Here is a 23,357-nt window from a genome sequence, read left to right as displayed (position 1 = left end):
CGCGGCGCGGGCGCACAATGGCGGCCAAGCGGGACCCATTGGTGAGGAGTGAGCGAGCGCATGCAGACGCCGAGGCCACCGGCTGTCGCGGTCGGGCTTGTCGCCCGGGACCCGGGCGGGCGCCTGCTACTGGTACGCAGGGGCAACCCGCCCGCCCAGGGCGCCTGGTCCCTGCCGGGGGGGCGGGTCGAGGCGGGCGAGACCCTGGCCGTGGCGGCCGCCAGGGAGCTGCGCGAGGAGACCGGGCTCACCGCGCGGATCGGCGAGGTGGCCGGCGTGGTCGAGCGCATCGGGGAGGGCTACCACTACGTGATCGTGGACCTGTGGGCCGAGCTGGACGGTGCCGAGCCGGTGGCCGGGGACGACGCCGTCGCGGCACGCCTGGTCGACCAGGCCGAGCTGCCCAGGCTCGACCTGAGCCCCGGCCTGGGCGAGTTCCTGGCCGGGCTCGGCTGCTGGCCGGACGGCGCTCCCCCGCCCGAGCCGTACCGTCCGGGGTGATATCACGGGGACTGCCAGACAGTGTGCTGCCATTTTTGCGTCTCCGCAGCGCAAACGGCCAAGAAGCCACGTCCTTCGGCCGTCCCCGTAGGAAACGCCCGTCACGGTCCGCCGCTACCATGACTCGGTCGAGCGGATTCGGTCGAGCGTGTCCCGGCCTTCAGTTGAGGCGGGAAGAGGATGTCGAGCTGAGCCCATGCCGGAGCTTCCCGAGGTCGAGGCGGTCCGTCGGCAGCTCGAGCCGGAGCTGCGCGGCCGGCGGGTGCTGCGGGTCTGGGCCGACGCTCAGCGCCGCTTCCACGCCGTGGAGCGGCTCACCGACCGCCGGGTCGAGGCGGTCGGCCGGCGGGGCAAGTTCATCCTCTGCCCCCTGGACGCCGGGCTCGAGCTGGTCCTGCACCTCGGCATGACCGGGTCGCTGCACTTCGGCGTGCCCGACGGGTACGCGCGGGCTCGGCTCTCCCTGGACGACGGCCGTGAGCTGGTCTTCCGCGACGTGCGCCGGTTCGGCTGCGTCGCCGTGGTCGAGGCGGGCGGCTACGGGCCGCTGCCGACGCTGGCCCGCCTCGGCCCGGAGCCGTTCTCGGACGACTTCGACCCGGACCGGTTCGCCCGCGAGCTGGCCGCGACCCGCTCGCCCGTCAAGCCCCACCTGCTCTCCCAGCGCCCCGTGGCCGGGGTCGGCAACATCTACGCCGACGAGGCGCTCTGGCTCGCCCGGATCCATCCGGCCTCCCGCCGGGTCGGGCGGCAGCGCGCCCACGCCTTGCACGCCGCGATTCGCGAGGTGCTCGCCGCGGCCCTCGTCCGGGAGGGCACCACCTTACGCGACTACCGGATGCCGAACGGCGAGAGCGGCCGCAATGCCGACTTCCTGACCGCCTACGGCCAGGCCGGCCGGCCCTGCCCTCGCTGCGGCACCGCCCTGGCCAAGATGGTCCTCGGCGGTCGCGGCACGACCTTCTGCCCCGCCTGCCAGCGCCGCTGACCGGGTCCGGGCGACCGCCGGGAGGTCAGCTCGAGCCGTCGAGACGGTCCAGGCGGCTCTCCTCGGCGTCCAGGTCGTGGCGGACCTTCCCGACCACGGACGGGCTCACGCCCTCCTCCCGCTGCAGGCGGCGCAGCTCCTCGTGCTGGGCCCGGAGCAGCTCGCGGGCCAGGCGCCGGTAGGCGGCCACCCCGTCGGCCCGGTCGTCGTCGGAGTGCCTGGCCAGGACCTCGGCCCTGGTCCGGTACCGGTGGCGCAGCCGGTCGACCAGCTCGGGCGGGACGTCGCTGGTCTCGGCCTCGAGCTGGTCGAGCCGCACCAGGGCCGCCTCGGCCACGCGGGCCATCGCGTCGGTCTCCTCGCGGGCCCGGCGCTCGCTGGGCTCGGCCACCCCGAGCCGGGCGATCAGCGCGGGCAGGGTCAGGCCTTGGCCGACCAGGGTCACCACGATGACCGAGAAGGCGAGGAACACGACCAGCTCGCGCTCTGGGAAGGGCGCGCCGCCTGCCACCTGCCTGGGAATGGCCAGCGCGAGCGCGAGCGACACCACCCCGCGCATCCCGGCCCAGGCCAGCACCGCGGTCGCCCGCCAGCCCGGCCAGGGGTCGCGCTCGCGCAGCCGGGTCGAGAGCCGGCGGGGCAGCCAGGCGGCCGGGAACACCCAGAACGGCCGGACCGCCACGACCACCAGGTTCAGCAGCAGCGCGTCGGCGAGCAGGCCGGTGACCGAGCGGCCACCAAGGCCGGCCACCACCTCCCGGAGCTGGAGCCCGATCAGGATGAACGACAGCCCCTCGAGGATGAACACGAGCATGTCCCAGACCTGCTGGCGCTGGACCCGGCCGGCCGAGGTGATGGCGTCCCGGCTGTGCTGGGACATCCACAGGCCGCAGGCGAGCACCGAGAGCACGCCCGACGCCCCGATGCGCTCGGCGGCCAGGTAGGCGGCGAACGGGATGAGCAGGTTCACCATGTTCTCGACCGGAGGCTCCCGGACCCGGCGCAGGACGTGGTGGCCGCCCCAGCCCGCCGCGACCCCCAGGAGCGTCCCGCCGACCCCGGCCAGCAGGAGCCGGCCCCCCGCCTCGGCCAGCGAGAACGTGCCGGAGACGGCGGCCGCGACCGCCAGCTTGTAGGCGACCAGGGCGGTGGCGTCGTTGAGCAGCCCTTCGCCCTCCAGGATGGTGACGATCCGCTGCGGCAGGCCGAGCCGCTCGGCGATGGCCACGGCGGCGACCGGGTCGGGCGGGGCCACGATGGCCCCGAGGGTGAACGCGACCGCCCACGGCAGCCTGAACGCGGCATGGGCGAGCACGGCCACGCTGCCCATGGTGACCAGCACGAGCCCGACGGCCAGGAGCGAGATCGGGCGCAGGTTGGCCCGCACCTCGCGCACCGGGATGTGCAGCGCGGCCCAGTACAGCAGCGGCGGCAGGAACACCAGCAGGGTCAGGTCGGGGTCGAGCTCGACCCGCGGGAGACCCGGCACGAGCCCGATCCCGATCCCGATGACCACGAGCAGGATCGGGTGGGGCACGCGCGTCCACGGGGCCAGCGCGACCACCACCGCGATGGCGGCCAGGAGCCCCAGCAGCAGCTCGACCGGTTCCATGCCGAGACCTTGCCCCTCCCGCTGCCGCTTGTCGAGGCGAGCCGGACCAGGCCCGGGCCGAGCTGGTCCGCCGCTACCCTGGCCTGCTACGGCCCTTCCACGGCCGATCACTTCGCGGAGTGGGCGGGCAGGTTGCCCATCAGCGGGGGCGGAGCCAGCCCGGCGCTCCCGGCCCGCCGGCCTCGGGCGGGTCCGGGCCGCCGAGCTCGACGTGGCTGACGACCGCGCCGCCCTGGCCGAGGGCGAGCGGCCAGACGTGCAGCGCGGCGCGGCGGGCCTCCCCGCCGGGCGTGGCAACGGCGTACTCCATGGACAAGGCCCGCTCGGCGCCGTCGAGCACGGCCCGGATGCCGGCCATGGCCCGGACCGCGTCGGTCCCGGCCGGGCCCATCGCCCGCGCGCACGCCTCCGGGTAGCTCATGCCCACCCCCGACCAGAGCACGTCGCCGCCGTGCTGGGCGGCTCGCATGGCCCAGGCCTGGTTGACGCTCACGATCGTGCCCTGGCCGTCGAGCACGGCCACGGCGGCGGGCAGGGAGTCGAGCACGGCCCGGCTCAGCTCCTCGCGCGCCTCCAGCTCGGCCTCGATCCGCTTGCGCTCCACCGCATAGCGGATCGACCGGCTGACCAGGGCGCCGTCGACCTGCCCCTTCATCAGGTAGTCTTGGGCGCCCCGGTGCACGGCCTCCACAGCCAGCCCCTCGTCGTCCAGGCCGGAGAGCACGATCACCGGCACCGCCGGGGCGGCCACCCGGACCTGGAGCATCGACTCGAGCCCGGCCGCGTCCGGCAGCCACAGGTCGAGCAGGACGCAGGCGACCCCGGCGGACAGGTACGGGTAGGCGTCGGCGAGCCGCTCGACGTGCACGATCTCGAGCGGGGCATCCAGCTCGACCGGCCAGGCGGTCTCCAGCATCTCCTGGACCAGGCGGGCGTCGGACGGGCTGTCCTCGACCACCAGCACCCGGAACGGCTCGCCCCAGCGCGCCGGGGTCCAGGCGGCGTCGCCGGCCACGGTACCGGTGGCCGTCTCCGGGCGCGCTCCGGGCAGGACCCAGGACATGGAGCCTCCAGTCGGGCGGACGGGTGGGTCTCCGCTAGGTTCGGCAGATCGCCTAGGATCGTTGAGCCCGGCCTCGTACGCTTCAGGCGGATGGGCCTCGCGCACCGGGCGGGGCCTCGCGCACCGGGCGGGCGGGGCCTTGCGCACCGGGCGGGCTGGGCCTTGCGCGCCGGGCGGGCTGGGCCTTGCGCGCCTCAGCCAGCGGACGCTTCAGGCAAGGGGGGCCTCGCGCGCCCCAGGCCAGCGGTCAGGTACAGGCAGCCTGCGCCGTGCCGATAACAGACCGGAGAACCAGCGAGGGTGGGAGCATGCACGGAGCGGAGCGGGCGGAGACCGGGCGGGAGCTGGCGGCATACGCGGCCGAGCTCGAACGCAGCAACCGGGAGCTGCGGTGGTTCGCCGCCGTCGCCGCCCACGAGCTGCACGAGCCGCTGCGCGCGGTGGCCGGCTCCGCCGGGCAGCTCGGCCGCAGGTACCGGGGGCGGCTGGACGAGGACGCCGACGAGCTGATCGGCTTGGTCACCGACGGTGTGGCCCGCATGCAGGCGCTCGTGGACGGCCTGCTCAGCTGGGCCCGGGCGGGCGCGGACCCCGGGACGTACGCGGCCGTCCACGCCGAGGAGGCCGTCGACCGGGCCATCGCCAACCTGCGCACGGCCATCGCCGAGAGCGGCGCCACCGTCGACCGCGGCCCCCTGCCGGTCGTGCGCGGGGACGCTGGCCAGCTTGTGCGGCTGTTCCAGAACCTCGTCGGCAACGCCGTGAAGTTCCGCTCCGAGCGCCCGCCGCTGGTGCGTGTCTCGGCCGAGCGCTCGCACGGGTGGTGGTGCTTTGCCGTGACCGACAACGGCATCGGCCTGGAGCCGGGACTCGCCGCGCGGGCGTTCGGCCTGTTCCAGCGCTTGCACGGCCGCGACCGGTACCCGGGTGCGGGGATCGGGCTGGCCGTCTGCGCCCGGATCGTCGAGGCGCACGGCGGCGGCATCTGGCTCGAGTCCACACCTGGCTCGGGCACGACCTGCTTCTTCACTCTCCCCCCCTGCCAGGGACAGCAAGGATGACCCTGGGCCAGGCCAGGGTTCAGGCCCAAGACCAGGGCCCACGCCCAAGACCGGGGCCCGGGCCCGGGGCCAGGCCCAGGACGGGGGCCCAGGCCAGGACCGGGGCCCAGGCTCGCGACCCGGGAAGGATCCAGGGACCCGGGATCCGAGATTTTGGGCGCCGGGCCGCTCGGTCGCCGCACCCGTCGAGGAGTCGCTCATGGACACCCCAGCCACCCGCCTCCTGCTCGTCACACCCGACACCGGGGTCGCCGACCGGGTCCGGGCCGCCCTGGCCGGCGTCCCGGGTCGCCCTGTGGACGCCGTCTCGGCCGGACGGCTCGACGAGGCGCTCGGGATCCTGGCCGCCGCCGAACTCGACGTCGCCATGGTCGACCTCTGGCTGGTGGACGCGGACGGCGGCCGGCTGGCCGCGTTCCGGGCCATCCAGGAGCACGTCCCCGACCTGCCCGTGATCGTGCTGCACCCGCCGGGCGAGGAGGCCGCCGGGCTGCAGGCGGTGATCGAGGGCGCAGCCGACCACCTGTCGACTGGCTCCCTCGACCCGGAGCTGGTGGACCGGGCGATCCGCTATGCGATCGAGCGGCAGCAGCTCCTCGGCGACCTGCGCCGGCTCGCACTGGTCGACGACACGACCCGGATCGCGAACCGGCGCGGGTTCGTGGCCATGAGCGAGGGACTGGCCAGCCTGGCCCAGCGCACCGGCCTCACCGTGACCGTCCTGTACCTCGACGTCGACGGTCTGGGCGAGATCAACGAGGCGTTCGGCCGGCCCGAGGGCGACCGGGCCCTGCAGGCCGTGGCCAAGCTGCTGCGCGGCACGTTCCGCGCCTCCGACGTGATCGCCAGGCTCGGCGGGGACAAGTTCGGTGTGCTCCTGCTCCACGACGGCAGCGGGGACGGGCCAGCCGTCCGCCGGCTTGGGCAGACGCTGGCCACGGTCAGCACCCCCGGCCGGCGCTACGAGCTGTCGCTCAGCCTCGGCGTGGCCCACTGCACCCCGGGCCGGCCCACGCCGGTCGAGGAGCTGATCGAGCAGGCCGCCGAGGCGCTGCGCACAGGGCGGGCGAGGCGCTCGCACGGGCAGGGCCCGGGGCTCAGCCCATGGGCGTATCGAATTCGTTCAGATCCCCCGTAGCGACTGGACATCCGGCCCTGGAAGTGGTCCAACAGTAGCTGCGGCAGAAGCAGCCCAAGGCGAGCGAGGACACAAGGATCCGGGTGGCCGACCACGGGATGATCGGGAAAGTGGGACGGGTCACGGGCACGGTCGCACCGGGGCTGGTTGGCGAGGTCATGGTCTCGATCCGGGGCGGCACCGAGGCGTTCCACGCCTACGCGGCCGACTCTGAGGACACCATCCGGACCGGGACCCGGGTCGTCGTCGTCGAGTACTTCCCGCCGCGCACCGTCGTGGTCAGCCCGCTGTAGGGCTGCGTTGGAGGCATCCTCATGGACTCCGTCTGGTATCTGGCCGGTGGGGCGCTGCTCGCCCTCGTCGTCCTCTTCGTCTTGTTCAAGGCCATGTGGCGGGTGGCCGAGCCGAACGAGGCGCTTGTCATCTCCGGCCTGCGCGAGCACGCCGAGCCCGAAGGCGTCGGGGAGAGCCTGGGCTTCAAGATCGTGACCGGCAAGGGCACCTTCGTGATCCCCGGCGTCCAGCAGGTGCGCCGCCTCTCCCTGGACCTGCGCGAGGCAGAGCTCGCGATCGAATGCGTGACCCACCAGGGCATCCCCGTCGGGGTCCAGGGCGTCGTCATCTTCAAGGTGGGCGACGACTACGCCTCCATCGCCAACTCCGCCCGCCGCTTTCTGGACCAGCAGAATCAGATGGACGCCCGCGTGCACAACGTGTTCGCCGGCCACCTGCGCGCCATCGTCGGCAACATGACCGTCGAGGAGATGATCCGCGACCGCGAGAAGCTGACCTCCCTCACCCGCGCCTCTTCGGGCACGGAGATGGAGAAGCTCGGACTGATCGTGGACTCCCTGCAGATTCAGGAGATCGTGGATCCCACGGGCTACATCAAGAACCTGGCCCTGCCCCACGCCGCCGCGGTCTCCCGCGAGGCCCGCATCGCCCAGGCCGCCGCCGACCGCGAGGCGACCCAGGCCGAGCAGGCCGCGGACGCGCTCAAGGCGGCCGCCCGGCGCGACAGCCAGATCAAGCAGGCCGGCTATCAGGCCGAGGTCGACCGGGCCTCAGCCGAGGCCAGGCAGGCCGGGCCGCTGTCGGAGGCCACGGCCAGGCAGCACGTGGTCGTGCAGGAGACCAAGGTCGCCGAGCTGGAGGCCAACCGCGAGGAGCAGCGCCTGCAGGCGTCGGTGCGCAAGCCGGCCGACGCCAAGGCCTACCAGCAGGTGACCCTGGCCAAGGCCGAGCGGGACGCCCGCGTGGCGGGCGCCGAGGCCCGCCGCCAGGAGGTCGAGCTGGACGCCCATGCCAACGCGCAGCGGGTCAAGCTCGAGGCGGAGGCGGGCGCCCAGCGGGTGCGGGCTGAGGCGGCCGCCCGCTCGGAGTCGACCCGGCTCATCGGCGAGGCCGAGGCAGCCGCCACCCAGGCCAAGGGCATGGCCGAGGGCGAGGCGGTCCGCGCCCACGGTGTGGCCGAGGCCGAGGCGATCAAGGCCCGGGCCGACGCCCTGGCCGAGAACCAGGACGCGGTCATCGGCCAGCAGCTCGCCGAGCAGTGGCCGGCCATCGTCGAGGCAGCGGCCAAGCCGTTCGCCGCGGTGGACCAGATGATCGTGCTGAACGGCGCCCAGGGGCTGTCCGAGGCGCTCGCGGCCGCGCTCAGCCAGGGCGCGGCCGGGCTGCAGCTGGCCCGGAACCTGCTCGCGGGCCAGGGCAACGCGAGCCAGAACGGCAGGGCGGCCAAGCCCGACGACGGCCAGCCCGCCGCGGCCATCGAGCCGCAGGCCGGCCGGTCCACCGGGGAGGGCGCGCACCGCGGCTGACCGGTGGCGCCCCGGCCGGGGTAGGGGAAGCGGTGGCGCCCCGGCCCAGGTAGGGGAAGCCGGTGGCGCCCCGGCCGGGTAGGGGAGGCTGCGGCTGGGGTAGGGGAAGATGGGGGGGCGGCGGCCGCCACGCGGTCGCCGCCCCTTCCGTCGGCCCGCACGAATCGAGGTCCGCGCATGCACGTGGCAGTCACCGGATCGACCGGGATGATCGGGTCCGCCCTGGTCCGGCTCCTCGTCGCCGAGGGCCATGCCGTCACCCGGCTCACCCGATCGGAGCCGCGGAGCCCCTCCGGGCCGGTGCGGGAGGCCAGGTGGGACCCTGCCGGCGGCACCATCGACGCCGGGGCGCTGGTCGCCGCCGACGCCGTGGTGCACCTGGCCGGCAAGGGCATCGCGTCCGGCCGCTGGACCGAGGCGGCCAAGCGCGAGATCCGCGAGAGCCGCGTCCGGGGCACCGGCCTGCTCGCCAGGACCATGGCCGGCCTGGACGACGGCCCCCGCGTGCTCGTCTCCGCCTCCGGGATCCACTACTACGGCGACCGGGACGACGAGGTGCTGACTGAGCGGAGCCGGCCGGGCGGCGGCTTCCTGGCCGAGGTCTGCCAGGCGTGGGAGGACGCCGCCGACCCGGCTCGCGCGGCCGGCCTGCGGGTGGTGCACGTCCGCACCGGGATCACCCAGACCCGGGAGGGCGGGTCGCTGCCCAAGCAGCTCCCGCTGTTCAGGCTCGGGCTGGGCGGGAGGTTCGGGTCAGGGCGGCAGTGGTGGAGCTGGGTCTCCCTGGACGACGTGCTCGGCATCTACCGTCACGCGCTCGTCACCGACGGTCTGGAGGGTACGGTCAACGCGACCGCGCCCAACCCGGTGACCAACGCGGAGTTCACCGCCACCCTGGCCCGGGTGCTCGGGCGTCCGGCCCTGGCCCCGGTCCCCAGGCTCGGCCCCAGGCTCGTGCTCGGAGAGATGGCCGAGGAGCTGCTGTTCTACAGCATCCGGGTGCAGCCCGAGGCCACCCTGGCCAGCGGGTACACGTTCCGCTGGCCAGAGCTGGAGCCGGCCCTGCGCCACCTGCTGAACCGCCCGGCGGCCGCCTGACCGCCGCGCCCGGTCCGCGCGGGCGAGCGGCCGGCCCCAGGGCGGTGCCGTCCCGGAGCCACTCGCACGGGCTACAGGTGCACCACCGAGCAGGTCAGCGTCCGGGTGATGCCGTCGACCGCCTGCACCTTGGCGACCACGAGCTTGCCGAGGTCGTCCACGTTGGGCGCCTCCACGCGGGCGACCACGTCGTAGGGCCCCGTGACGTCCTCGGCGCTCAGGACGCCCTGGATGCTTGCGACCGACCTGGCGACCTGGGCCGCCTTGCCGACCTCGGTCTGGATGAGGATGTACGCCGTCAGCACCTCGCACCACCCTTCTGCTCCGGCCCGTGACCGCCCCTGGCGGGCTCCGGGTGTCACCGCGACGCTCATGGGCTCAAGCTCCCTGGAGCCGTAGCGTAGCTGTTTCCCCGCCGCCGGGAACGCTCCTAGCCGGTTGTCATGTTCATACTCGTGAGTTCATACTGTCGATCATGGCCAGTACTCGCCGGACCGTCTCGCTTCCTCCCCACGTCGCGGCCAAGCTCGAGCGTGAGGCCGAGCGGCGTGGCATCTCGTTCTCGGCGGTCGTGGCCGAGCTCGCCGACGGGGTACGGGACGAGCTCCCGTATGCCGGGCTCATCGACGACGACGAGGATCTCTCGCTCCGGGTCGAAGAGGTGCTGGCACGCCTGGCAAGCTGATCATCGTCGACTCCGGACCGCTGGTCTCGGCGCTCAACCGAGCCGAAGGGCGGCGGCACCGCTTCGCGGTCGAGCTGCTGCGAGCGTCCGCGCCGCACGTCATCGTCCCTTGGCCGGTCTACACCGAGGTGGATCTCCTGCTCCGCTCCCGGGGGCACGCCAAGGCGGCCACGGCGTTCGGGGCCGCGCTCCTCGACGGGGTCCACGCGCTCGAACAACCGAGCGGCGAGGAGCTCGCCCACGCCATCACGATCCTCGAGCGCTACGCGGACCTTGGGCTGGACCTTCCTGACGCGGTCACGATCGCCATGGCGGCACGCCGGCGGGCGTGGGCGTGGACGTGGGACTACCGCCATTTCCGGGTCGTCATGGTCGAGCACGGGCAGGGCCTCCCGCTCCTGGTCGCCGAGGACGAGCTGCCGCCAGTCGAGTAGTCACCTGAAGTCCCTCGATCTCGTGGCGATGCCGAGGTGCAGGGACTGCACCTGGTCGGCGAGCACGTTGGTGACGCCCTCGGCACGCTCGAGGCGGCCGCGGACCAGCAGGGCGGGCGAGGCCCGGGCGACCCGGCGGTGGCGCGCCCACACCCCCTGGGAGCAGATGACGTTGACGATGCCGGTCTCGTCCTCGAGGCTCACAAACGTCACGCCCCCGGCGGTGGCCGGACGCTGCCGGTGGGTCACCACCCCGCCGACCAGCACCCGGGTGCCGGGCGGGACGGCGGCCAGCCCGGCCGCGGTCACCACCCCGAGGGTGTCGAGCCGCTCGCGCGCGAACTCGACCGGGTGGCTGTCCCCGGACAGGCCGGTCGCCCACAGGTCGGCCGCGCCCAGCTCGATCGGGCTCATGCCGGGCAGCTCGGGCGGGTCCGCCCCGACCACCACCCCGGGCAGCCGGTCGGTCCTGGCCTGGGCCACTGCTCCAGCCGCCCACAACGCCTCCCGGCGCTCGAGCCCGAAGCACCCGAACGCCCCGGCGGTGGCCAGCGCCTCGACCTGGGCCTGGCTCACCCCGGTCCGGCGCACCAGGTCCTCCATGGACGCGTAGGGGCGGCCCCCGGCGATCCGCTCGGCCAGGTCGTCGCCGACGGCGCGGACGTAGCTGATGCCGAGCCGCACCGCCGGCCCCCCGGACCCGCCGCCCTCCGGGGGGCTGGGCATGAGCCCCCCGGGCCCCCCGCCCTCCGGGGGGCTGGGCATGAGCCCCCCGGACTCGCCACTCTCCGGGGGGCTGGGCATGGGCCCGCCGCCGGCGGTGGCTTCCAGGGTGGCGGTGGCTGCCGAGGCGTTGACGTCCGGGCCGAGCACGGTCACGCCGTGGCGGCGGGCGTCGGCGACCAGCGTGTTCGGCGAGTAGAAGCCCATGGGCTGGGCGTTCAGCAGGCCTGCGAGGAAGGCGGCCGGGTAGTGGAGCTTAACCCAGGCACTCGCGTAGACCAGGTAGGCGAACGACACCGAGTGGCTCTCGGGGAAGCCGAAGTTCGCGAAGGCGGCCAGCTTCTCGTAGATCCGGTCGGCGACCTCCCCGGCGATGCCGCGCTCGGCCATCCCGTGGTAGAGGCGGGCCCGGAGCCGCTCCATGCGCTCGGTCGAGCGCTTGGCGCCCATCGCCTGGCGGAGCTGGTCGGCCTCGGCGGCGGTGAAGCCGGCCACGTCGACCGCCATCTGCATGAGCTGCTCCTGGAACAGCGGGACCCCGAGCGTCTTGGCCAGCGACCGCTCCAGCAGCGGGTGCAGGTAGGTGACCGGCTCGGTGCCGTTGCGGCGACGGATGTAAGGGTGGACCGAGCCACCCTGGATCGGGCCGGGACGGATCAGGGCCACCTCGACCACAAGGTCGTAGAACCGCCGCGGTTTCAGGCGGGGCAGCGTGGCCATCTGGGCCCGGCTCTCGACCTGGAACACCCCGACCGAGTCGGCCCGGCAGAGCATGTCGTAGACGGCGGGGTCCTGGGGGAGCCCGGCCAGGTCCACGCGGACCCCGTGGTGGCCGGCGATGAGGTCGACCGCGTCGTGGAGCATGCTGAGCATGCCGAGCCCGAGCAGGTCGAACTTGACCAGCCCGACCGCGGCGCAGTCGTCCTTGTCCCACTGCAGGACGCTGCGGTCGGCCATGGTCGCCCACTCGACCGGGCAGACCTCGACCACCGGCCGGTCGCAGATCACCATCCCGCCCGAGTGGATGCCGAGGTGGCGGGGGAAGTGCTGGACCTCGGCGGCCAGCTCCATCACCTCGGGCGGGACGTCGTGGTCGGTGGTGGTCCTCAGCGGACCCTTTGTCGATCCGGGGCTACCGCCTTCGGGTCCTTGACCCCTGGGCCCCCAGGTCGGTCCGGGGCCACCGTCTCCGGGTCCGCCTCCTTCGGCCCCAGGCCCCCAGACGTCGTCCACCTGCCTGGACCAGGCGTCGAGCTGGCCGGGGGCGTAGCCGAGCGCCCGGCCCATGTCGCGCACGGCAGAGCGCAGCCGGTAGGTGATCACGTTGGCGACCTGGGCGGCCCGGTCGCGGCCATAGCGGTGGTAGACGTACTGGATGGCCTCCTCGCGGCGGCGCGCCTCGATGTCGATGTCGATGTCGGGCGGGCCGTCCCGCTCGGGCGACAGGAAGCGCTCGAACAGCAGGCCGAGCGAGACGGCGTCGGCCTTGGTGATGCCGAGCGCGTAGCAGACGGCCGAGTTGGCCGCCGAGCCGCGTCCCTGGCAGTAGATGTCCTCCCGCTCACAGAACCGCACGATGTCCCAGACGACCAGGAAGTAGCCCGGGAAGCCGAGCTGCTCGATCATGGCCAGCTCGTAGTCGATCTGGCGCCAGGCGCCAGGCACCCGCTCGGCGTCCCGGGGGCCGTAGCGCCGGGCCGCCCCGAGCTCGGCCAGCTCCCGCAGCCAGCTCATCTCGGAGTGCCCGTCCGGGACCGGGAAGTCGGGCAGCCGCGGGGCGACCAGCTCGAGGTCGAAGGCGAGCGCGCGGCCCAGCTCGGCGGCCCGCTCGACCACGCCCGGGTAGCGGTTGAGGCGGGTGGCCTGCTCGAGCCCGGAGCGGAGGTGGGCGGTGGCGGCGGCCGGCAGCCAGCCGTCCAGCTCGTCCAGAGAGCGCCGGGCGCGCACGGCGGCCAGGGCGGTGGCCAGCCGGCGCCGGCCCGGGACGGCGTAGTGGACGTCGTTGGTGGCCACCACCTCCACGCCCGCCAGGTCGGCGAGCCGGACCAAGGCGTCGTTGCGGGCCGAGTCGAGCGGGTCGCCGTGGTCCCAGACCTCGACGGCCAGGTTCTCCCGGCCGAAGGCGCCGAGCAGGTGGTCGAGCTGCCAGGCGGCGGCCGCCGGCCCGTGCTCGACCAGGGCCCTGGGGACCGCCCCCTTGCGGCAGCCGGTGAGGACCAGCCAGTGGCCGCCGTGCAGGTCGGCGAGCTGAGCCAGGTCGATGCGCGGGGCGCCCTTGGCCCCGGCCATCTGGGCCGTCGAGACCGCGCGGCAGAGCCGGGCGTAGCCGTCCGGGCCGCGGGCGAGCACGACCAGGTGCTCCCCGGCCGGATCGGGATGGTGGCGGTGGCCTCGCTTCTCCGCGCCCGGGGCGAGGCCGAGGGTGAGCTCGGCGCCGAACACGGTGGGCAGGCCGACCGCCCTGGCCGCCTCGGCGAAGCGGACCACCCCGTACATGCCGTCGTGGTCGGTGAGGGCGAGCGCCTCGAGCCCGAGCCGGGCCGCCTCCTCAGCCAGCTCCTCCGGGTGGGACGCGCCGTCGAGGAAGCTGAAGTTCGAGTGGCAGTGCAGCTCCGCGTACGCCACCCCGGCCACCCGCCGGCGCGGCCGCGCCGGCGGCGGGGCCGGCGCGTCGCCACCGTCCCATGGGGAGGGATGGCTCCGGGGTCGCCTGTCCGAGAGCCGCCGTTCGAGATCCGACCAGGGGACCGGAGGATTTTGCCAGCCCATAATTCAATGATCGAACACATGTTCGGTCATTTGCAACCGTGATCGAATCCGCAATCGTCACCGAGTCGACATCATCCCTGGAAAATGGCCGTGTAATCTCGACAAAAGGTGCTCGCAGCGCATCCGATCCAAAGACTGCCAACCGTAATTCACTTGGCACCGGTATCGCCGGTCGGCAGGCCGCCGGCGACCCGGTACGCGCATCCGCGGCAGGGACGTGGCACTGGTGTAGCGTGCATGGGTCTCCGGTGCCGCACGCACCACGCCGGGAGGGCGCGCAGATGTCACTCGTCGTGCGCAACATCACGTTCAGCAGTGCCGATCCCAAGCGACTCGCCGACTTCTGGTCGGCCGTCACCGGGTACACCCAGCGGCGTGACAGCGAGGAGGAGGTGCTGCTGGCACCAGACGACTGGAGCTTCCCACGCTTCAGCTTCCAGCACGCTGCCACGCCCAGGAGCGGTCTTGGCCGCCTGCATCTCGACCTTACCGCCGCCGACATGGCAGTGGAGGTCGATCGCCTGGTCGGCCTCGGCGCGACCACGTTGTGGTCGGTCGACCTGGCGCAGTCGGGCACCACGACGTGGACCGTGATGCACGATCCGGACGGGAACGAGTTTTGTGTGGTCCAGCGGCCGCAAGGCGACTGAGCGCTCGTCGAGGTCGCCACCATCGACCGGCGGCACTTCAGCGTGGTACGGGCCAGGCACACGGCGGCGTTTACGCTTTCCCATGACCTCGACGAGCAGGTGCGTGACACGGTCGAAGCACGGTACGGCACCGGAACCGTCCGCATGACGGCGGAGCTCACCCCGGTCGCCTGAAGACCGCTCGATGCCCGAGCCCTGGCCTCCCGCTGCTGTAGTCGAAGTCGTAACCCAGTCGGCAGGTACGACGTCGGGGCGGGACCGCCGCCACGGCGACCGCGGCAGTCCCGCTTGCGGTGATTCGCCCCGAGGTCACCCGCGGCCGAAGCTGGCGGCGATCCCCTGCTCGGTCTGCTCGTAGTTGGCGCCGGCCTGGGCGGTCAGCCGCGCGATGCCGGTGAGGGCGTCGTGCAGGCCGGCGGCGCTGCGCTGCCACTCGGCCCAGAGCTCGAGGAAGCGGGCCTGCGCCACGCCGGCCCAGTCCGACCCGAGCGGTCCGACGCTGCCGGCCAGCTGCCGAAGCGTCCCGTCGATCCCGGCGGCCCCGGCATTGAGCTGTGCCGACACCTGCTGAAGCTGCTCCGGGGTTACCCGGATCCCGATCCCGGCCATGCACCCTCCTTGAGGTCGATTCGGTCGTGGGTGATGTCTATCCGTCGTGGCGGGTCGATGGCAACCAGACGTCCACAGCCATATCCAGGCTCGACTTCCGGTATCCATGGTCTAGTGACCGTGTCCAGCCTCAGTCGTAGGTCGCTTCGACCCACCAGGCGCCGCCGGTCAGCTTCAGCAGGTAGGCCACGCCTTCCGCGGTCACCACCTGGAGGCGGGCCAGGCGCTGGTGGGCGGCCGGGTCCCACCAGCGCTCGTCGACCGGCCAGGGTCCGGCCCAGGCGGTGATCGAAGTCCACGACGAGCCACCCCCGACCCAGAGCCGGGCAGGCGGGGCGCTGATCACGCCCCGGCCGCTGACCGCCACCACCGCGCCACTGGCGTCGAGCAGCTCGGCGGTGAGCGGCTCGGGATGGACGGTGGCAGGTGCCGGCGCCGGCACCCGTCCCGGCCATGGCGCGGACACGCCAGCCTCCTCGCCGGGCCGCCCGGTCGGTCCCTGGCGGCCGGTCGGCCCGGGCCGATCAGGCGGACTCTGGTCCCGCGAGGTCTGGCCGCGCGAAGCAGCCCGCCCCGGTGGCACCCGGCCCGCCGAGGCGGGCCGGTTCGGGGAGACGGCCGCACTCCCCCAGGCCGCCCGGCCGCTCCCCACGGCGGGGCCGGTCCCGCCCAGCGGACTGGCCGGGCCGGGCCCACCCGGCGGAGAGGCCGGGCCGGTGGCGGGTCGGGCGGCGGGGTCGGCGCCCAGGGGGGTGTCGAAGGCGACCCGGTCGGTCGGGCCTCGGCCCCCCCGCAGGGTCGCCGTGCGGACCGAGTCGGCCCCCAGCAGGCCCTGGATGCGGGCCAGGGCGCGGGTAGCCCGCTCGCGCTGCTCGGCCTCCTCCCCCCAGAACCCAAGCTGGCGGCCGCGATCGGCGACGACCTCGTCGGGCACAAGGACCAGGCGGCTGATCCCGCCGGTGGGGCGGACGGCCGGGCCTCCGGCCAGCCAACCGTCGAGCTGCCAGCGCACGCGCTCGGCCATCGCGGCGGCCACGCTGGACGCGCTCTGGCGCGCGGCGCTCGCGAACCCGTCCTGGTGGCGCCACACCCGGACCAGCCGCTCGCCGTACTCGGTCTCGGCCTCGATGCGCAGCCGCAGGCAGGCGAGCCCGAGCTGCCGGAGCCGGTCCGACAGCTCGTCGGCGAGCGCCTTGGCGGCGAAGGCGGCGACGTCCACGCGGTCGGCGGGCGGGTCGAGCTCGGCGGCCACCCGCAGGTCCGGTGGGGGGCGGCGGGCGCGCTGCGGGCGCTCGTCCTGCCCGCTCGCCAGCCGGTGGGCTCGGGCACCCTCGGGCCCGAAGCGGGCGGCCAGGTCGACCCGGGAGAGGGCGGCGAGCTGGCCGAGGGTGTCGAGACCGAGCCGGCGGAGCAGGTCGGCCAGGCCCGGACGGTCCAGGACGTCCACGCCGAACGGAGCGAGGAAGGCGGGTGCGCCGCCAGCCAGGACGATCGCACCGCGCCGGGCGGCCAGGCCGGCCGCGAACACCCCGTCGGCGATCCCGACCCGACAGCGAGCAGCAGCCCCGAGCACCTCGGTCACGGTGGTCGCGACCAGGGCGGCCAGGGCATGCTCGCCGCCGTGGTAGCGGGCGGCGCCACGGGCCGGGAAGGCGCACTCGCCGGGGCGCACGATCTCGACGCGAGGGGCGAGCGTCTCCACGGCGACCGCCACCGGCTCGAAGGCCCGTGCGTCCCGGGCAGGGTCGTGGGGGGCGAACACGAGTCCGGGGCAGCGGCCCTGGGCCTCCCGGCGGCGCAGGCCGGGCCAGATGCCCTCGGCGCGGGCAGCCGGCGAGCAGGCCACCAGCCGGTTCGCATGCACGACGGCCACCGGCGCCTCGTAGGCGACTCCGGAGGCCTGCACCGGCCAGTCAGGGCACCAGACGACCAGCGTGCGGACCGGCATCAGTGGCTCACCTCGTTCGCAGGGCGAGGGGCGTCGGCGTGCGCGCTCATTACACAGAGGCGAACATATGTTCGTCCAGCCCTCGCTCCGGTGGCTCAGCGTCTCCGGCCATGCTCGGCACGGAAGGCACGCCGGCAGGCCGGTCGAGGAGGTCCGCCCCATCCGCGACGAGATCGACCGCCGGGTCGGGATCGCCGACGGGTGTTCGCGGCCGGCCTGGCCGCCCGGCGCGCTCGTCCGGGGCGACCCCACGCTGACGGAACGGGCTACCGGCCCACGACCGCGCTGCGGCGCTCGAGCAGCACGACGTCCCGCCACTTCCCGGCGAGCTGGCCCAGCCGCTCCCTGGTCCCGACCACCCGGAAGCCGTGGCGGCGGTGGAGGGTCAGGCTGGCGGCGTTCTCCGGGAACACGCCGGCCTGGAGGGTCCACAGCCCGGCCTCCTCGGCGGCGGCGACGAGCCTGGCGAGCAGGGCCGAGCCCACGCCGCGCCCGGCGGCGGCCGGGTCGACGTAGATGCTCACCTCGGCGACCCCGGCGTACGCGCAGCGGTCGCTCACCGGAGAGAGCGCCGCCCAGCCGACGACCCCCTTCCCGGCGTCGTCGGCGGCGACCAGCCGCGGGCGGGCGAGGTGCCCGGCGTCCCAGGTCTCCCAGGAGGGAACGGCCGCGTCGAACGTGGCTTCGCCGGTGGCGATGCCCGCGCCGTAGATCGCGGCCACCGCCGGCCAGTCCGCCGGCACGAGCGGGCGCACCCGCACCCCCGGCCCACCCGGCGGGGCGCCACCCGCCTGGGCGCCAGCGGGTCCTGGCCCGCCCGCCGGGGCGCCACCCGCCGGCGCACGACCGGCTTGTGGTGCGCCCGCCATGCTCATGCCGGCGCGGGAACGACGATGGGGTCGGCGAGCGCCCGCAGGGCCTCGGGCCGGGCCCGGTGGTAGACCCGTACCCCTACCCCGCGGCCGCGGCGCTCGCGCACGAGCAGCCCGGCGTGCGGGGCGCAGCAGTCGAGGTCGTTCAGGACAGGAAGCTCGGACATGGCTAGATCTTGACAGATCATCAATGTCTGCTCCGAAGGGAGGCACCCCATGTCCCGCATCCAGTTCGTCCCGGACAAGGGCGCCTTCGCCGGCGAAGGCGCCCGCGGTTCGGTCTCAACGTCGCCGGCGGTGCCGCGACGACCGCGTGCTGCTGAGCCGCCCTGCTGGTCACCGGCTGGACACGTCGGGCAGGGAGGTGGTCGGAGCGGCCAGCTCCACGTAGGGGTCGCGGCGGAGCTGGGGAGCCAGAGCCGGGCCCGACGCTCTCGGGTGGCCGCGCCCCGGCCGCCGACCACCACCTCGACCCAGCGGGACTCAAGCCGGCCGTGCTTCTCTCGCCTGTTTTGTTGTGTTGCTCGAGAGGCGTTCATGAGGGCTCACCGGTCAGGTAGCGGACTGAACGGTTCCATCTCGGAAGGGCAGCCAGAGCCGGGCTTCGTGGGGTCGGGTGGCACTGCCCCGGCCGGTGGTGATGACTCGTGCTCGGCGCTGCTGGAGGTATCCAGCTCCGGCCTCCAGCCCAATCCATGGCTCGTGGTTGACGTGGAGGTTCAGGTCGGGGCTCGGCCAGGTGCCGAGGACGACCAGGACGCTGCGGCGCTCCCGGGCTCGGGTGGCGAGCTGATGCTGCACGGTCTGGCTGTAGATGGTCGGGGGTCGGGTGATGACCAGGTCGATCGCGTCCAGCAGCGTGGCGATCACCCGCGCCCATTGCGCCCCTGGGTTGGGGATCAGGGCCAGACGCTGGAGCACGACGCCGGTCTCGGCGGCGGCGATCACGCCCAGGTCCGGGATGCCGGCGACGGCGGTCCAAAGGTCGGCCTGGGTGACACCGGCTGCGAGGGCGAACGCGAGCCGCAGGGAGCCGTTGACGGTGACCACGGCGCCGCGGCGTAGGCTGCCATGCGGCAGAAGCTGTGCCAGCGGTGGCAGCACCGGCAGGAGCTGGTCGGCGGCGAGCGTGGCGGGCTCGATGAGGCGGGCCAGTCGCATGCGCTCTCCGTGGCGATCTGACGCGCTCTGTGGCATTCCCATGTGGACATCATCGAACAAGCGTTCGATGCTTGGCAAGCACCATACGTTATGTCCGTGGGGGGCGCCGGTGAGACTGACGCCGATAGTTGGCCCCTGACAATCCGAGTTGGCCCCGGCCGGGCAATCCACACCGACGCCGTGTGCCTCTCATTCGTAGTTGGCGGTTCTCAGGGCTTTCTGGCGGAAGGGGCGCGTACCGGCTGTTCGGGGTCAGCGATAGCTGTCACCGGCGAGGTGTAATGGCCCATTTCAGGATGAGCAGGACCGTCGCTGTCGTGGGTGTGCGGTGCGTTCGTGGCTATGGTTGGCGTTGAAGGCGTACTGGGAGGGGGCCGCTGGTAGCGAGTGCGTGCAGCGCCCTGGCCTGCTGCTCGGTCAGGCGGCTGACGCTCAACCTCGCCTGGATGAGGCCCTGCCGGCATGGGATCTCCATCGCGACAGCTACGCTGTTGAGCGCGATCCCGTCCAGCACCATCGCGATCTGGCGGCGAGCGCTGCCGGCGGGTTGGCATGCTGCCGTGGCAGTCAGTTGCTGGAGGGTGCGCTCACCCTGCTCGGTGAGTTGGATGGTGACCGCCCAGTCGCCCGTCGGGTCACGCGACGGCGGGGCCACGGCCGCGATCTGGTTGTTGGTGATGGCTGCGGGTCCGACCAGTAGCTTGGTGTCGGCATCGGCGGCGCCGCTGTCTGCCCCCTGGGTTGCAGGCACACCACGGTCTGCTTGTCTGGTGGCGCCACGGGAGGGGTGGTGGTGCAGTCAACGGCCGCAAATGCCCGGCGCGGGTCGGTCGCGGCCGCTCGGGCGAGGACGGGGCGCAACTCGAACCGGCCGGGGGCTGCCAGCAGGACCGCCACCTGCTGACGCCAGTGCGCTGCGGGGACCGTGACCCGGACCGTGCCGCTGGCCACGCTGATGGTGCCCCCGCGGATGCCGGCGGCATCCAAGCGTGCCTGTAGGACTCGGGTGGTGCTGGCCAGTTGCGCCGTATCGGCCGGTCGCCCGCTTGGGGTCGCGGCCGCGAATGTCACCGAGACCGGAGGGGTGGTCGTACTGGGAGGTTGTGGGCGTTGCGCGGACCGGGAGTCGGCGCGGCACGCGGTGGCCGTCACCGCCCCGGCGAGCAGCACGCCAGCCACGATCAGACCAGACGCCCGACGGGGTCGCGCCTGCCAGCGCATGGGTGGCGTGCGGTCGCTGTCCGCCTGCGCTGCTTGCGGCGCAGCGTGGAGTGCCTCGGCCGGATCGCCTGTCGTCAAGGTCGGTCGCTTGGCCGCCCGGTGGGGCAAGGCAACGGGACGCACCTGGAACCCAGCAGGCATCAGCGGATCCTTGCGGGACGGGCGGATCTTCGCTCGCATCATCGCGATACCAGCCGGACGGTGCGACTCCGCCTTGGGCGAGGCGTCTGGACTGGGTCAGTTGACCTGTTGCACTGCGCCTGGCGTGCAGCTGCTGTTGGGTCCCAGTGGGGCGAGGCCCGCCCGAATCTAACCTTCTAGCTGATGGTTTGTGCTATAGGGAACAGGAACTCCGGCGGCGTGTGGCCGCATCACTACGGCGCCACCGCGCCTACACCACCTTCGTGGCCCTCGCTGACCGGGCGGGGGGAGTCAACATCCCCGCCTATGCGCGAGAGCTGCCAGCGGCCTTCCCAGCCGTAGATGTGAAGGACTCAACCTGGATCGGATACGCCCGGGTCTACCTCCAGTGGTTCGAGTACGCCGGCCTCGCGGTACAGAAAGGCGCCACGTGGTCAGTCGCTCCGGAGGGGACTGCCGGGGTCGGCGAGCTGCTAGGCGGCCGGATCATGCGCCGCGTCAAAGGTGGCTTCCCCCACGACCCACCCGGGCCCTCTCTCGAACTGCTGCTGGACATCGCGCGCGGCTCCAGCACTCCTCGCGGTACCGGCGCGAAGGCAGCTGCACGTCCCCTCCTTGTCCTCGACGCCCTCGTGGAAGACCACAATGGCGAATACCACCTGCGAAGCCCAGACCTCGTGATCGACGGCGCGGTGGCACCCGCGGCGCTCAAGCGCCTGCTGTTGGCCATCCCCGGTGTGCCTCAAGGTCTGGCGGCGATCGAGGCGGACCCGCAGGCACGGCCGGAAGCAGTGGGTCAGGCGGTAAAGACCGCGATAGCAGCGGACTGGTCAGCGAACACAACCGCCGGGATCGGCAAGCACCTGCGCGCCTGGGCTCGCGCCGCCGGCCTGCGAGTGGACGCCGTATCGAGAGCCGCTCGACGCGCGCATACCCCGAATACGGTGACCTCCGACAGCTCCTTGCCCACCTCAAACTGATCTGCCCTGCGCAACGGACTCTAGGGTCACCCACTGGCCACCTCCGCCCCGAGGCCACGACTAGGGCACCTGGGCCCCATAGCGGGTCGCTGAGCATGACCGACAGCCACTACCCAGTCTCAGTTAGACCCGGGGCCAACCATCTCTGCCAGGCAGGGCCATCCTGATTTTGGCAGAACCGTATAACGCCCAAGGCCAGCGATGGCCGCGGGGCCATCGATCGGCACCCGTCACAGCCGGCCAGCGAGCGGCCGGACGTTGCCGAGCAGGCTGTCGCGTTCGGTCTTGACCTGCTCGTAGTCGATCGACAGCTCGTTAATGACGTGGGCGTAGCACTCGAGGAGAGCTTGCCGTTCGGCCTGTTCGGCTTTGAGCCGAGCGACCGCTTCCTGGAGTTCCTGCACCTGCGCCTTGAGCTTCCGCACCGACGGCGGGTCGCCGCCGATGGCCTTGGCGCGGGCTTGGAACTGCTCGGCGAGGTCGTGGTGCTTGTGAGTCAGCAGCCACCGCTTCATCCCTGCCTCCGCGGCGAGCTGCACCACGGTCAGCTCGCCGGTCGACCGCAGCGGGGTTCCGGCGAGCAGCCGGTCGGCTGCTGCTTGGATGGCTGCCCGCTGGGGATCGGGATCGGTGCTGGTCAACCGTCCTCCCGCTGGCCGGACTGACCTGCAGGCTGGCCACCCAGTCGTGGTGGCCGACGCGGGCGGTTGTGGTCGTGCTCGTCGATGATGGCGCGGAGCCGCTTGAGTTCGTGGCGTTCCCGTTGGCGGCGGGGTTCAGGGCTGAGCGGATCGGCGGCGAGTTCGACAGCTTGGCTGCGGAGCTGGTTGACGTCGTGGTCGGTGCGGGCGATGTTCTGACCTAGATCCGCGGATAGGGTGGCTGGTAGCTGAGCGCGCTGGGGTTGCTGGCTGCTTGGCAGGATGGCTGGCGCCATGCGGGTCATGGCGGGCCGGTGGGAGTGCGGGATGTGACCGGATCGAGTGGCTGGGAGGCGTGTCGCCGCGACTGGTCGAGGGATGCTGCCGGTACGGGGGCATGCGGCACGGGCGCCTGGCGGCGCTGGCATGGCCCGGTCGGGCGCAGCAGGAGCGCCGGTCAGCCGGCGGGGCTGGGCAGGGCGTCCAGCCGCTGGCGGACCTGGGCGAGGTAGGCGTAGCGGGGCGCGGTGCGCACGACCAGCCGCCCGGCGTGGCGGACCAGCCGCCCGGGGACGCCGACGAGCTCGCGCCGCAGCCGCTTGCCGTACGCGCGGCCGTGGGTGTCGGTCCCGCCCAGGGCTTGCAGCCACGCCGAGCAGTCAAGCGCGGCCAGCGCCGCCCACATCCACACCCGGTTGACCGCCGCGGTGCCCGACGGCAGGTGGCGCAGGGCCATGCCGAGCTTGCTGTGGTTGATCCGCTCCTCGACCTGGGCGCGCTCACGGAACCACGCCTCGAGGGTGACCGGGTCGTCGTCGAGGTTGGTCACGATCACCGAATAGGCGTAGAGCTCGTCCAGCGCCCCGTCCAACGCCAGGCGCAGCTGCCCCGGCGCGAAGGTGCGCCGCCGCCGCGCGCGCGGGTCGGCCGAGACCGCCTCGGCGGCGACCCGCACCCGGCGGACCACCGCGTAGGTGCCCGCGGGCCAGCCGGCCGGGGCGTAGGCGAGGCGGGCGACCTCGGCGCCCGCCATGCCACGGGCCGGTGACCAGGCGTCGGGGGCGACGGTCCCGACCGCCCGCCAGACCGCCCGGTTGCGCGGCGCGGCGACCGCGAAGTCCGCGCCGGCGGCGACCGCGGCGTGGGCGAGGTGGCGGGTGAACAGGCCCGCGTCGGCCCGCACCCGCGGCCGGCCCAGCCCGTACCCTTGGGGCAGCGCGGCCAGCGCCCGGCCGAGCAGCC

24 protein-coding genes are annotated in these 23,357 nt (G+C 73.6%); 12 read left to right on the top strand and 12 right to left on the bottom strand.

The features are described 5' to 3' along the window. Window positions 1–60: 60 nt before the first annotated feature. Together VG276_22615 and mutM are read left to right on the top strand one after the other, a co-directional pair. The gene (locus tag VG276_22615; protein HEV8652108.1) at window positions 61–501 is read left to right on the top strand and encodes an NUDIX hydrolase; all 441 of its coding nucleotides are present in this window, start codon (window positions 61–63) and stop codon (window positions 499–501) included. 196 nt (window positions 502–697) lie between these two features. After that, window positions 698–1,489, top strand: coding sequence for a bifunctional DNA-formamidopyrimidine glycosylase/DNA-(apurinic or apyrimidinic site) lyase (gene mutM / locus VG276_22610; GenBank protein HEV8652107.1), 792 nt, complete (start codon window positions 698–700; stop codon window positions 1,487–1,489). Between the two features lie 25 nt (window positions 1,490–1,514). Here mutM and VG276_22605 read toward each other — a convergent pair whose 3' ends face one another. Both VG276_22605 and VG276_22600 read right to left on the bottom strand, forming a co-directional pair. Next, window positions 1,515–3,101, bottom strand: a complete 1,587-nt coding sequence (locus VG276_22605; GenBank protein ID HEV8652106.1) for a Na+/H+ antiporter — start codon at window positions 3,099–3,101, stop codon at window positions 1,515–1,517. A 139-nt stretch (window positions 3,102–3,240) separates the two neighbouring features. Continuing rightward, on the bottom strand, window positions 3,241–4,164 hold the full coding sequence (locus tag VG276_22600) for a response regulator (protein ID HEV8652105.1): 924 nt from the start codon (window positions 4,162–4,164) through the stop codon (window positions 3,241–3,243). Between the two features lie 308 nt (window positions 4,165–4,472). Between VG276_22600 and VG276_22595 the strand changes: the two genes are divergently transcribed. The 5 genes from VG276_22595 (at window position 4,473) to VG276_22575 (ending at window position 9,281) form a co-directional block, all read left to right on the top strand. Beyond that, the gene (locus tag VG276_22595; protein HEV8652104.1) at window positions 4,473–5,225 is read left to right on the top strand and encodes an ATP-binding protein; all 753 of its coding nucleotides are present in this window, start codon (window positions 4,473–4,475) and stop codon (window positions 5,223–5,225) included. 199 nt (window positions 5,226–5,424) lie between these two features. Beyond that, window positions 5,425–6,363, top strand: coding sequence for a diguanylate cyclase (locus VG276_22590; GenBank protein ID HEV8652103.1), 939 nt, complete (start codon window positions 5,425–5,427; stop codon window positions 6,361–6,363). 98 nt (window positions 6,364–6,461) lie between these two features. Then, window positions 6,462–6,656: a hypothetical protein gene (locus VG276_22585; GenBank protein HEV8652102.1), complete on the top strand. Its 195-nt coding sequence runs from the start codon at window positions 6,462–6,464 to the stop codon at window positions 6,654–6,656. Window positions 6,657–6,677: 21 nt separating this feature from the next. Beyond that, window positions 6,678–8,183: an SPFH domain-containing protein gene (locus VG276_22580; protein ID HEV8652101.1), complete on the top strand. Its 1,506-nt coding sequence runs from the start codon at window positions 6,678–6,680 to the stop codon at window positions 8,181–8,183. A gap of 177 nt (window positions 8,184–8,360) precedes the next feature. Continuing rightward, window positions 8,361–9,281: a TIGR01777 family oxidoreductase gene (locus VG276_22575; GenBank protein ID HEV8652100.1), complete on the top strand. Its 921-nt coding sequence runs from the start codon at window positions 8,361–8,363 to the stop codon at window positions 9,279–9,281. Window positions 9,282–9,352: 71 nt separating this feature from the next. Here the strand turns inward: VG276_22575 and VG276_22570 are convergent, their stop codons facing one another. Further along, window positions 9,353–9,586 carry an Lrp/AsnC ligand binding domain-containing protein gene (locus tag VG276_22570; protein ID HEV8652099.1) on the bottom strand — a complete coding sequence of 78 codons (234 nt, stop codon included), beginning with the start codon at window positions 9,584–9,586 and terminating at the stop codon, window positions 9,353–9,355. Between the two features lie 170 nt (window positions 9,587–9,756). On the opposite strand from VG276_22570, the gene VG276_22565 reads away from it, so the two are divergent. Together VG276_22565 and VG276_22560 are read left to right on the top strand one after the other, a co-directional pair. After that, complete coding sequence (locus tag VG276_22565) at window positions 9,757–9,966, top strand: hypothetical protein (protein ID HEV8652098.1); 210 nt, start codon at window positions 9,757–9,759, stop codon at window positions 9,964–9,966. Then, entirely contained in the window at window positions 9,963–10,400 is a 438-nt protein-coding gene (locus tag VG276_22560) for a PIN domain-containing protein (protein HEV8652097.1), read from the top strand. Before VG276_22565 ends, VG276_22560 begins: the two co-directional genes overlap by 4 nt. Here VG276_22560 and VG276_22555 read toward each other — a convergent pair whose 3' ends face one another. Continuing rightward, entirely contained in the window at window positions 10,401–13,892 is a 3,492-nt protein-coding gene (locus tag VG276_22555) for an error-prone DNA polymerase (GenBank protein ID HEV8652096.1), read from the bottom strand. A 38-nt stretch (window positions 13,893–13,930) separates the two neighbouring features. Between VG276_22555 and VG276_22550 the strand changes: the two genes are divergently transcribed. Then, window positions 13,931–14,542 carry a VOC family protein gene (locus tag VG276_22550; protein HEV8652095.1) on the top strand — a complete coding sequence of 204 codons (612 nt, stop codon included), beginning with the start codon at window positions 13,931–13,933 and terminating at the stop codon, window positions 14,540–14,542. A gap of 309 nt (window positions 14,543–14,851) precedes the next feature. On the opposite strand, the gene VG276_22545 is transcribed toward VG276_22550, so the two are convergent. From VG276_22545 to VG276_22520, 6 genes are all read right to left on the bottom strand, one after another. Further along, on the bottom strand, window positions 14,852–15,151 hold the full coding sequence (locus VG276_22545; protein HEV8652094.1) for a WXG100 family type VII secretion target: 300 nt from the start codon (window positions 15,149–15,151) through the stop codon (window positions 14,852–14,854). 130 nt (window positions 15,152–15,281) lie between these two features. Then, window positions 15,282–17,102: a DNA polymerase Y family protein gene (locus tag VG276_22540; GenBank protein ID HEV8652093.1), complete on the bottom strand. Its 1,821-nt coding sequence runs from the start codon at window positions 17,100–17,102 to the stop codon at window positions 15,282–15,284. Between the two features lie 263 nt (window positions 17,103–17,365). Next, window positions 17,366–17,860: a GNAT family N-acetyltransferase gene (locus VG276_22535; protein ID HEV8652092.1), complete on the bottom strand. Its 495-nt coding sequence runs from the start codon at window positions 17,858–17,860 to the stop codon at window positions 17,366–17,368. Window positions 17,861–17,970: 110 nt separating this feature from the next. Continuing rightward, a complete protein-coding gene (locus tag VG276_22530) occupies window positions 17,971–18,138 on the bottom strand; it encodes a hypothetical protein (GenBank protein ID HEV8652091.1) in 168 nt (55 codons plus the stop codon). Window positions 18,139–18,523: 385 nt separating this feature from the next. Continuing rightward, window positions 18,524–19,132 (bottom strand): hypothetical protein, encoded by a 609-nt coding sequence (locus VG276_22525; protein HEV8652090.1) that lies wholly within the window; start codon window positions 19,130–19,132, stop codon window positions 18,524–18,526. Between the two features lie 340 nt (window positions 19,133–19,472). Then, window positions 19,473–19,883, bottom strand: coding sequence for a hypothetical protein (locus VG276_22520; protein ID HEV8652089.1), 411 nt, complete (start codon window positions 19,881–19,883; stop codon window positions 19,473–19,475). A gap of 955 nt (window positions 19,884–20,838) precedes the next feature. Between VG276_22520 and VG276_22515 the strand changes: the two genes are divergently transcribed. Next, window positions 20,839–21,474, top strand: a complete 636-nt coding sequence (locus tag VG276_22515) for a hypothetical protein (GenBank protein HEV8652088.1) — start codon at window positions 20,839–20,841, stop codon at window positions 21,472–21,474. A gap of 230 nt (window positions 21,475–21,704) precedes the next feature. Here VG276_22515 and VG276_22510 read toward each other — a convergent pair whose 3' ends face one another. Then, on the bottom strand, window positions 21,705–22,115 hold the full coding sequence (locus VG276_22510) for a hypothetical protein (protein ID HEV8652087.1): 411 nt from the start codon (window positions 22,113–22,115) through the stop codon (window positions 21,705–21,707). Between the two features lie 68 nt (window positions 22,116–22,183). On the opposite strand from VG276_22510, the gene VG276_22505 reads away from it, so the two are divergent. Beyond that, window positions 22,184–22,339: a hypothetical protein gene (locus tag VG276_22505; protein HEV8652086.1), complete on the top strand. Its 156-nt coding sequence runs from the start codon at window positions 22,184–22,186 to the stop codon at window positions 22,337–22,339. 233 nt (window positions 22,340–22,572) lie between these two features. Here the strand turns inward: VG276_22505 and VG276_22500 are convergent. Continuing rightward, window positions 22,573–23,357: transposase (locus VG276_22500; protein HEV8652085.1), on the bottom strand; the 785-nt coding region annotated here is incomplete at its 5' end.

This window comes from Actinomycetes bacterium, from assembly GCA_036000965.1.
Taxonomy (GTDB): domain Bacteria; phylum Actinomycetota; class CALGFH01; order CALGFH01; family CALGFH01; genus DASYUT01.
Note: the sequence above shows the minus strand (reverse complement) of the source record. Positions and strands in the feature narration are given on the sequence as shown.

Excerpts from the sequence above, each read along its gene's own strand:
- VG276_22615 (HEV8652108.1), top strand. The coding sequence starts at position 61 with ATGCAGACGCCGAGGCCACCGGCTGTCGCGGTCGGGCTTGTCGCCCGG.
- mutM (HEV8652107.1), top strand. The coding sequence starts at position 698 with ATGCCGGAGCTTCCCGAGGTCGAGGCGGTCCGTCGGCAGCTCGAGCCG.
- VG276_22605 (HEV8652106.1), bottom strand. The coding sequence starts at position 3,101 with ATGGAACCGGTCGAGCTGCTGCTGGGGCTCCTGGCCGCCATCGCGGTG.
- VG276_22600 (HEV8652105.1), bottom strand. The coding sequence starts at position 4,164 with ATGTCCTGGGTCCTGCCCGGAGCGCGCCCGGAGACGGCCACCGGTACC.
- VG276_22595 (HEV8652104.1), top strand. The coding sequence starts at position 4,473 with ATGCACGGAGCGGAGCGGGCGGAGACCGGGCGGGAGCTGGCGGCATAC.
- VG276_22590 (HEV8652103.1), top strand. The coding sequence starts at position 5,425 with ATGGACACCCCAGCCACCCGCCTCCTGCTCGTCACACCCGACACCGGG.
- VG276_22585 (HEV8652102.1), top strand. The coding sequence starts at position 6,462 with ATGATCGGGAAAGTGGGACGGGTCACGGGCACGGTCGCACCGGGGCTG.
- VG276_22580 (HEV8652101.1), top strand. The coding sequence starts at position 6,678 with ATGGACTCCGTCTGGTATCTGGCCGGTGGGGCGCTGCTCGCCCTCGTC.
- VG276_22575 (HEV8652100.1), top strand. The coding sequence starts at position 8,361 with ATGCACGTGGCAGTCACCGGATCGACCGGGATGATCGGGTCCGCCCTG.
- VG276_22565 (HEV8652098.1), top strand. The coding sequence starts at position 9,757 with ATGGCCAGTACTCGCCGGACCGTCTCGCTTCCTCCCCACGTCGCGGCC.
- VG276_22555 (HEV8652096.1), bottom strand. The coding sequence starts at position 13,892 with ATGGGCTGGCAAAATCCTCCGGTCCCCTGGTCGGATCTCGAACGGCGG.
- VG276_22545 (HEV8652094.1), bottom strand. The coding sequence starts at position 15,151 with ATGGCCGGGATCGGGATCCGGGTAACCCCGGAGCAGCTTCAGCAGGTG.
- VG276_22530 (HEV8652091.1), bottom strand. The coding sequence starts at position 18,138 with ATGTCCGAGCTTCCTGTCCTGAACGACCTCGACTGCTGCGCCCCGCAC.
- VG276_22525 (HEV8652090.1), bottom strand. The coding sequence starts at position 19,132 with ATGCGACTGGCCCGCCTCATCGAGCCCGCCACGCTCGCCGCCGACCAG.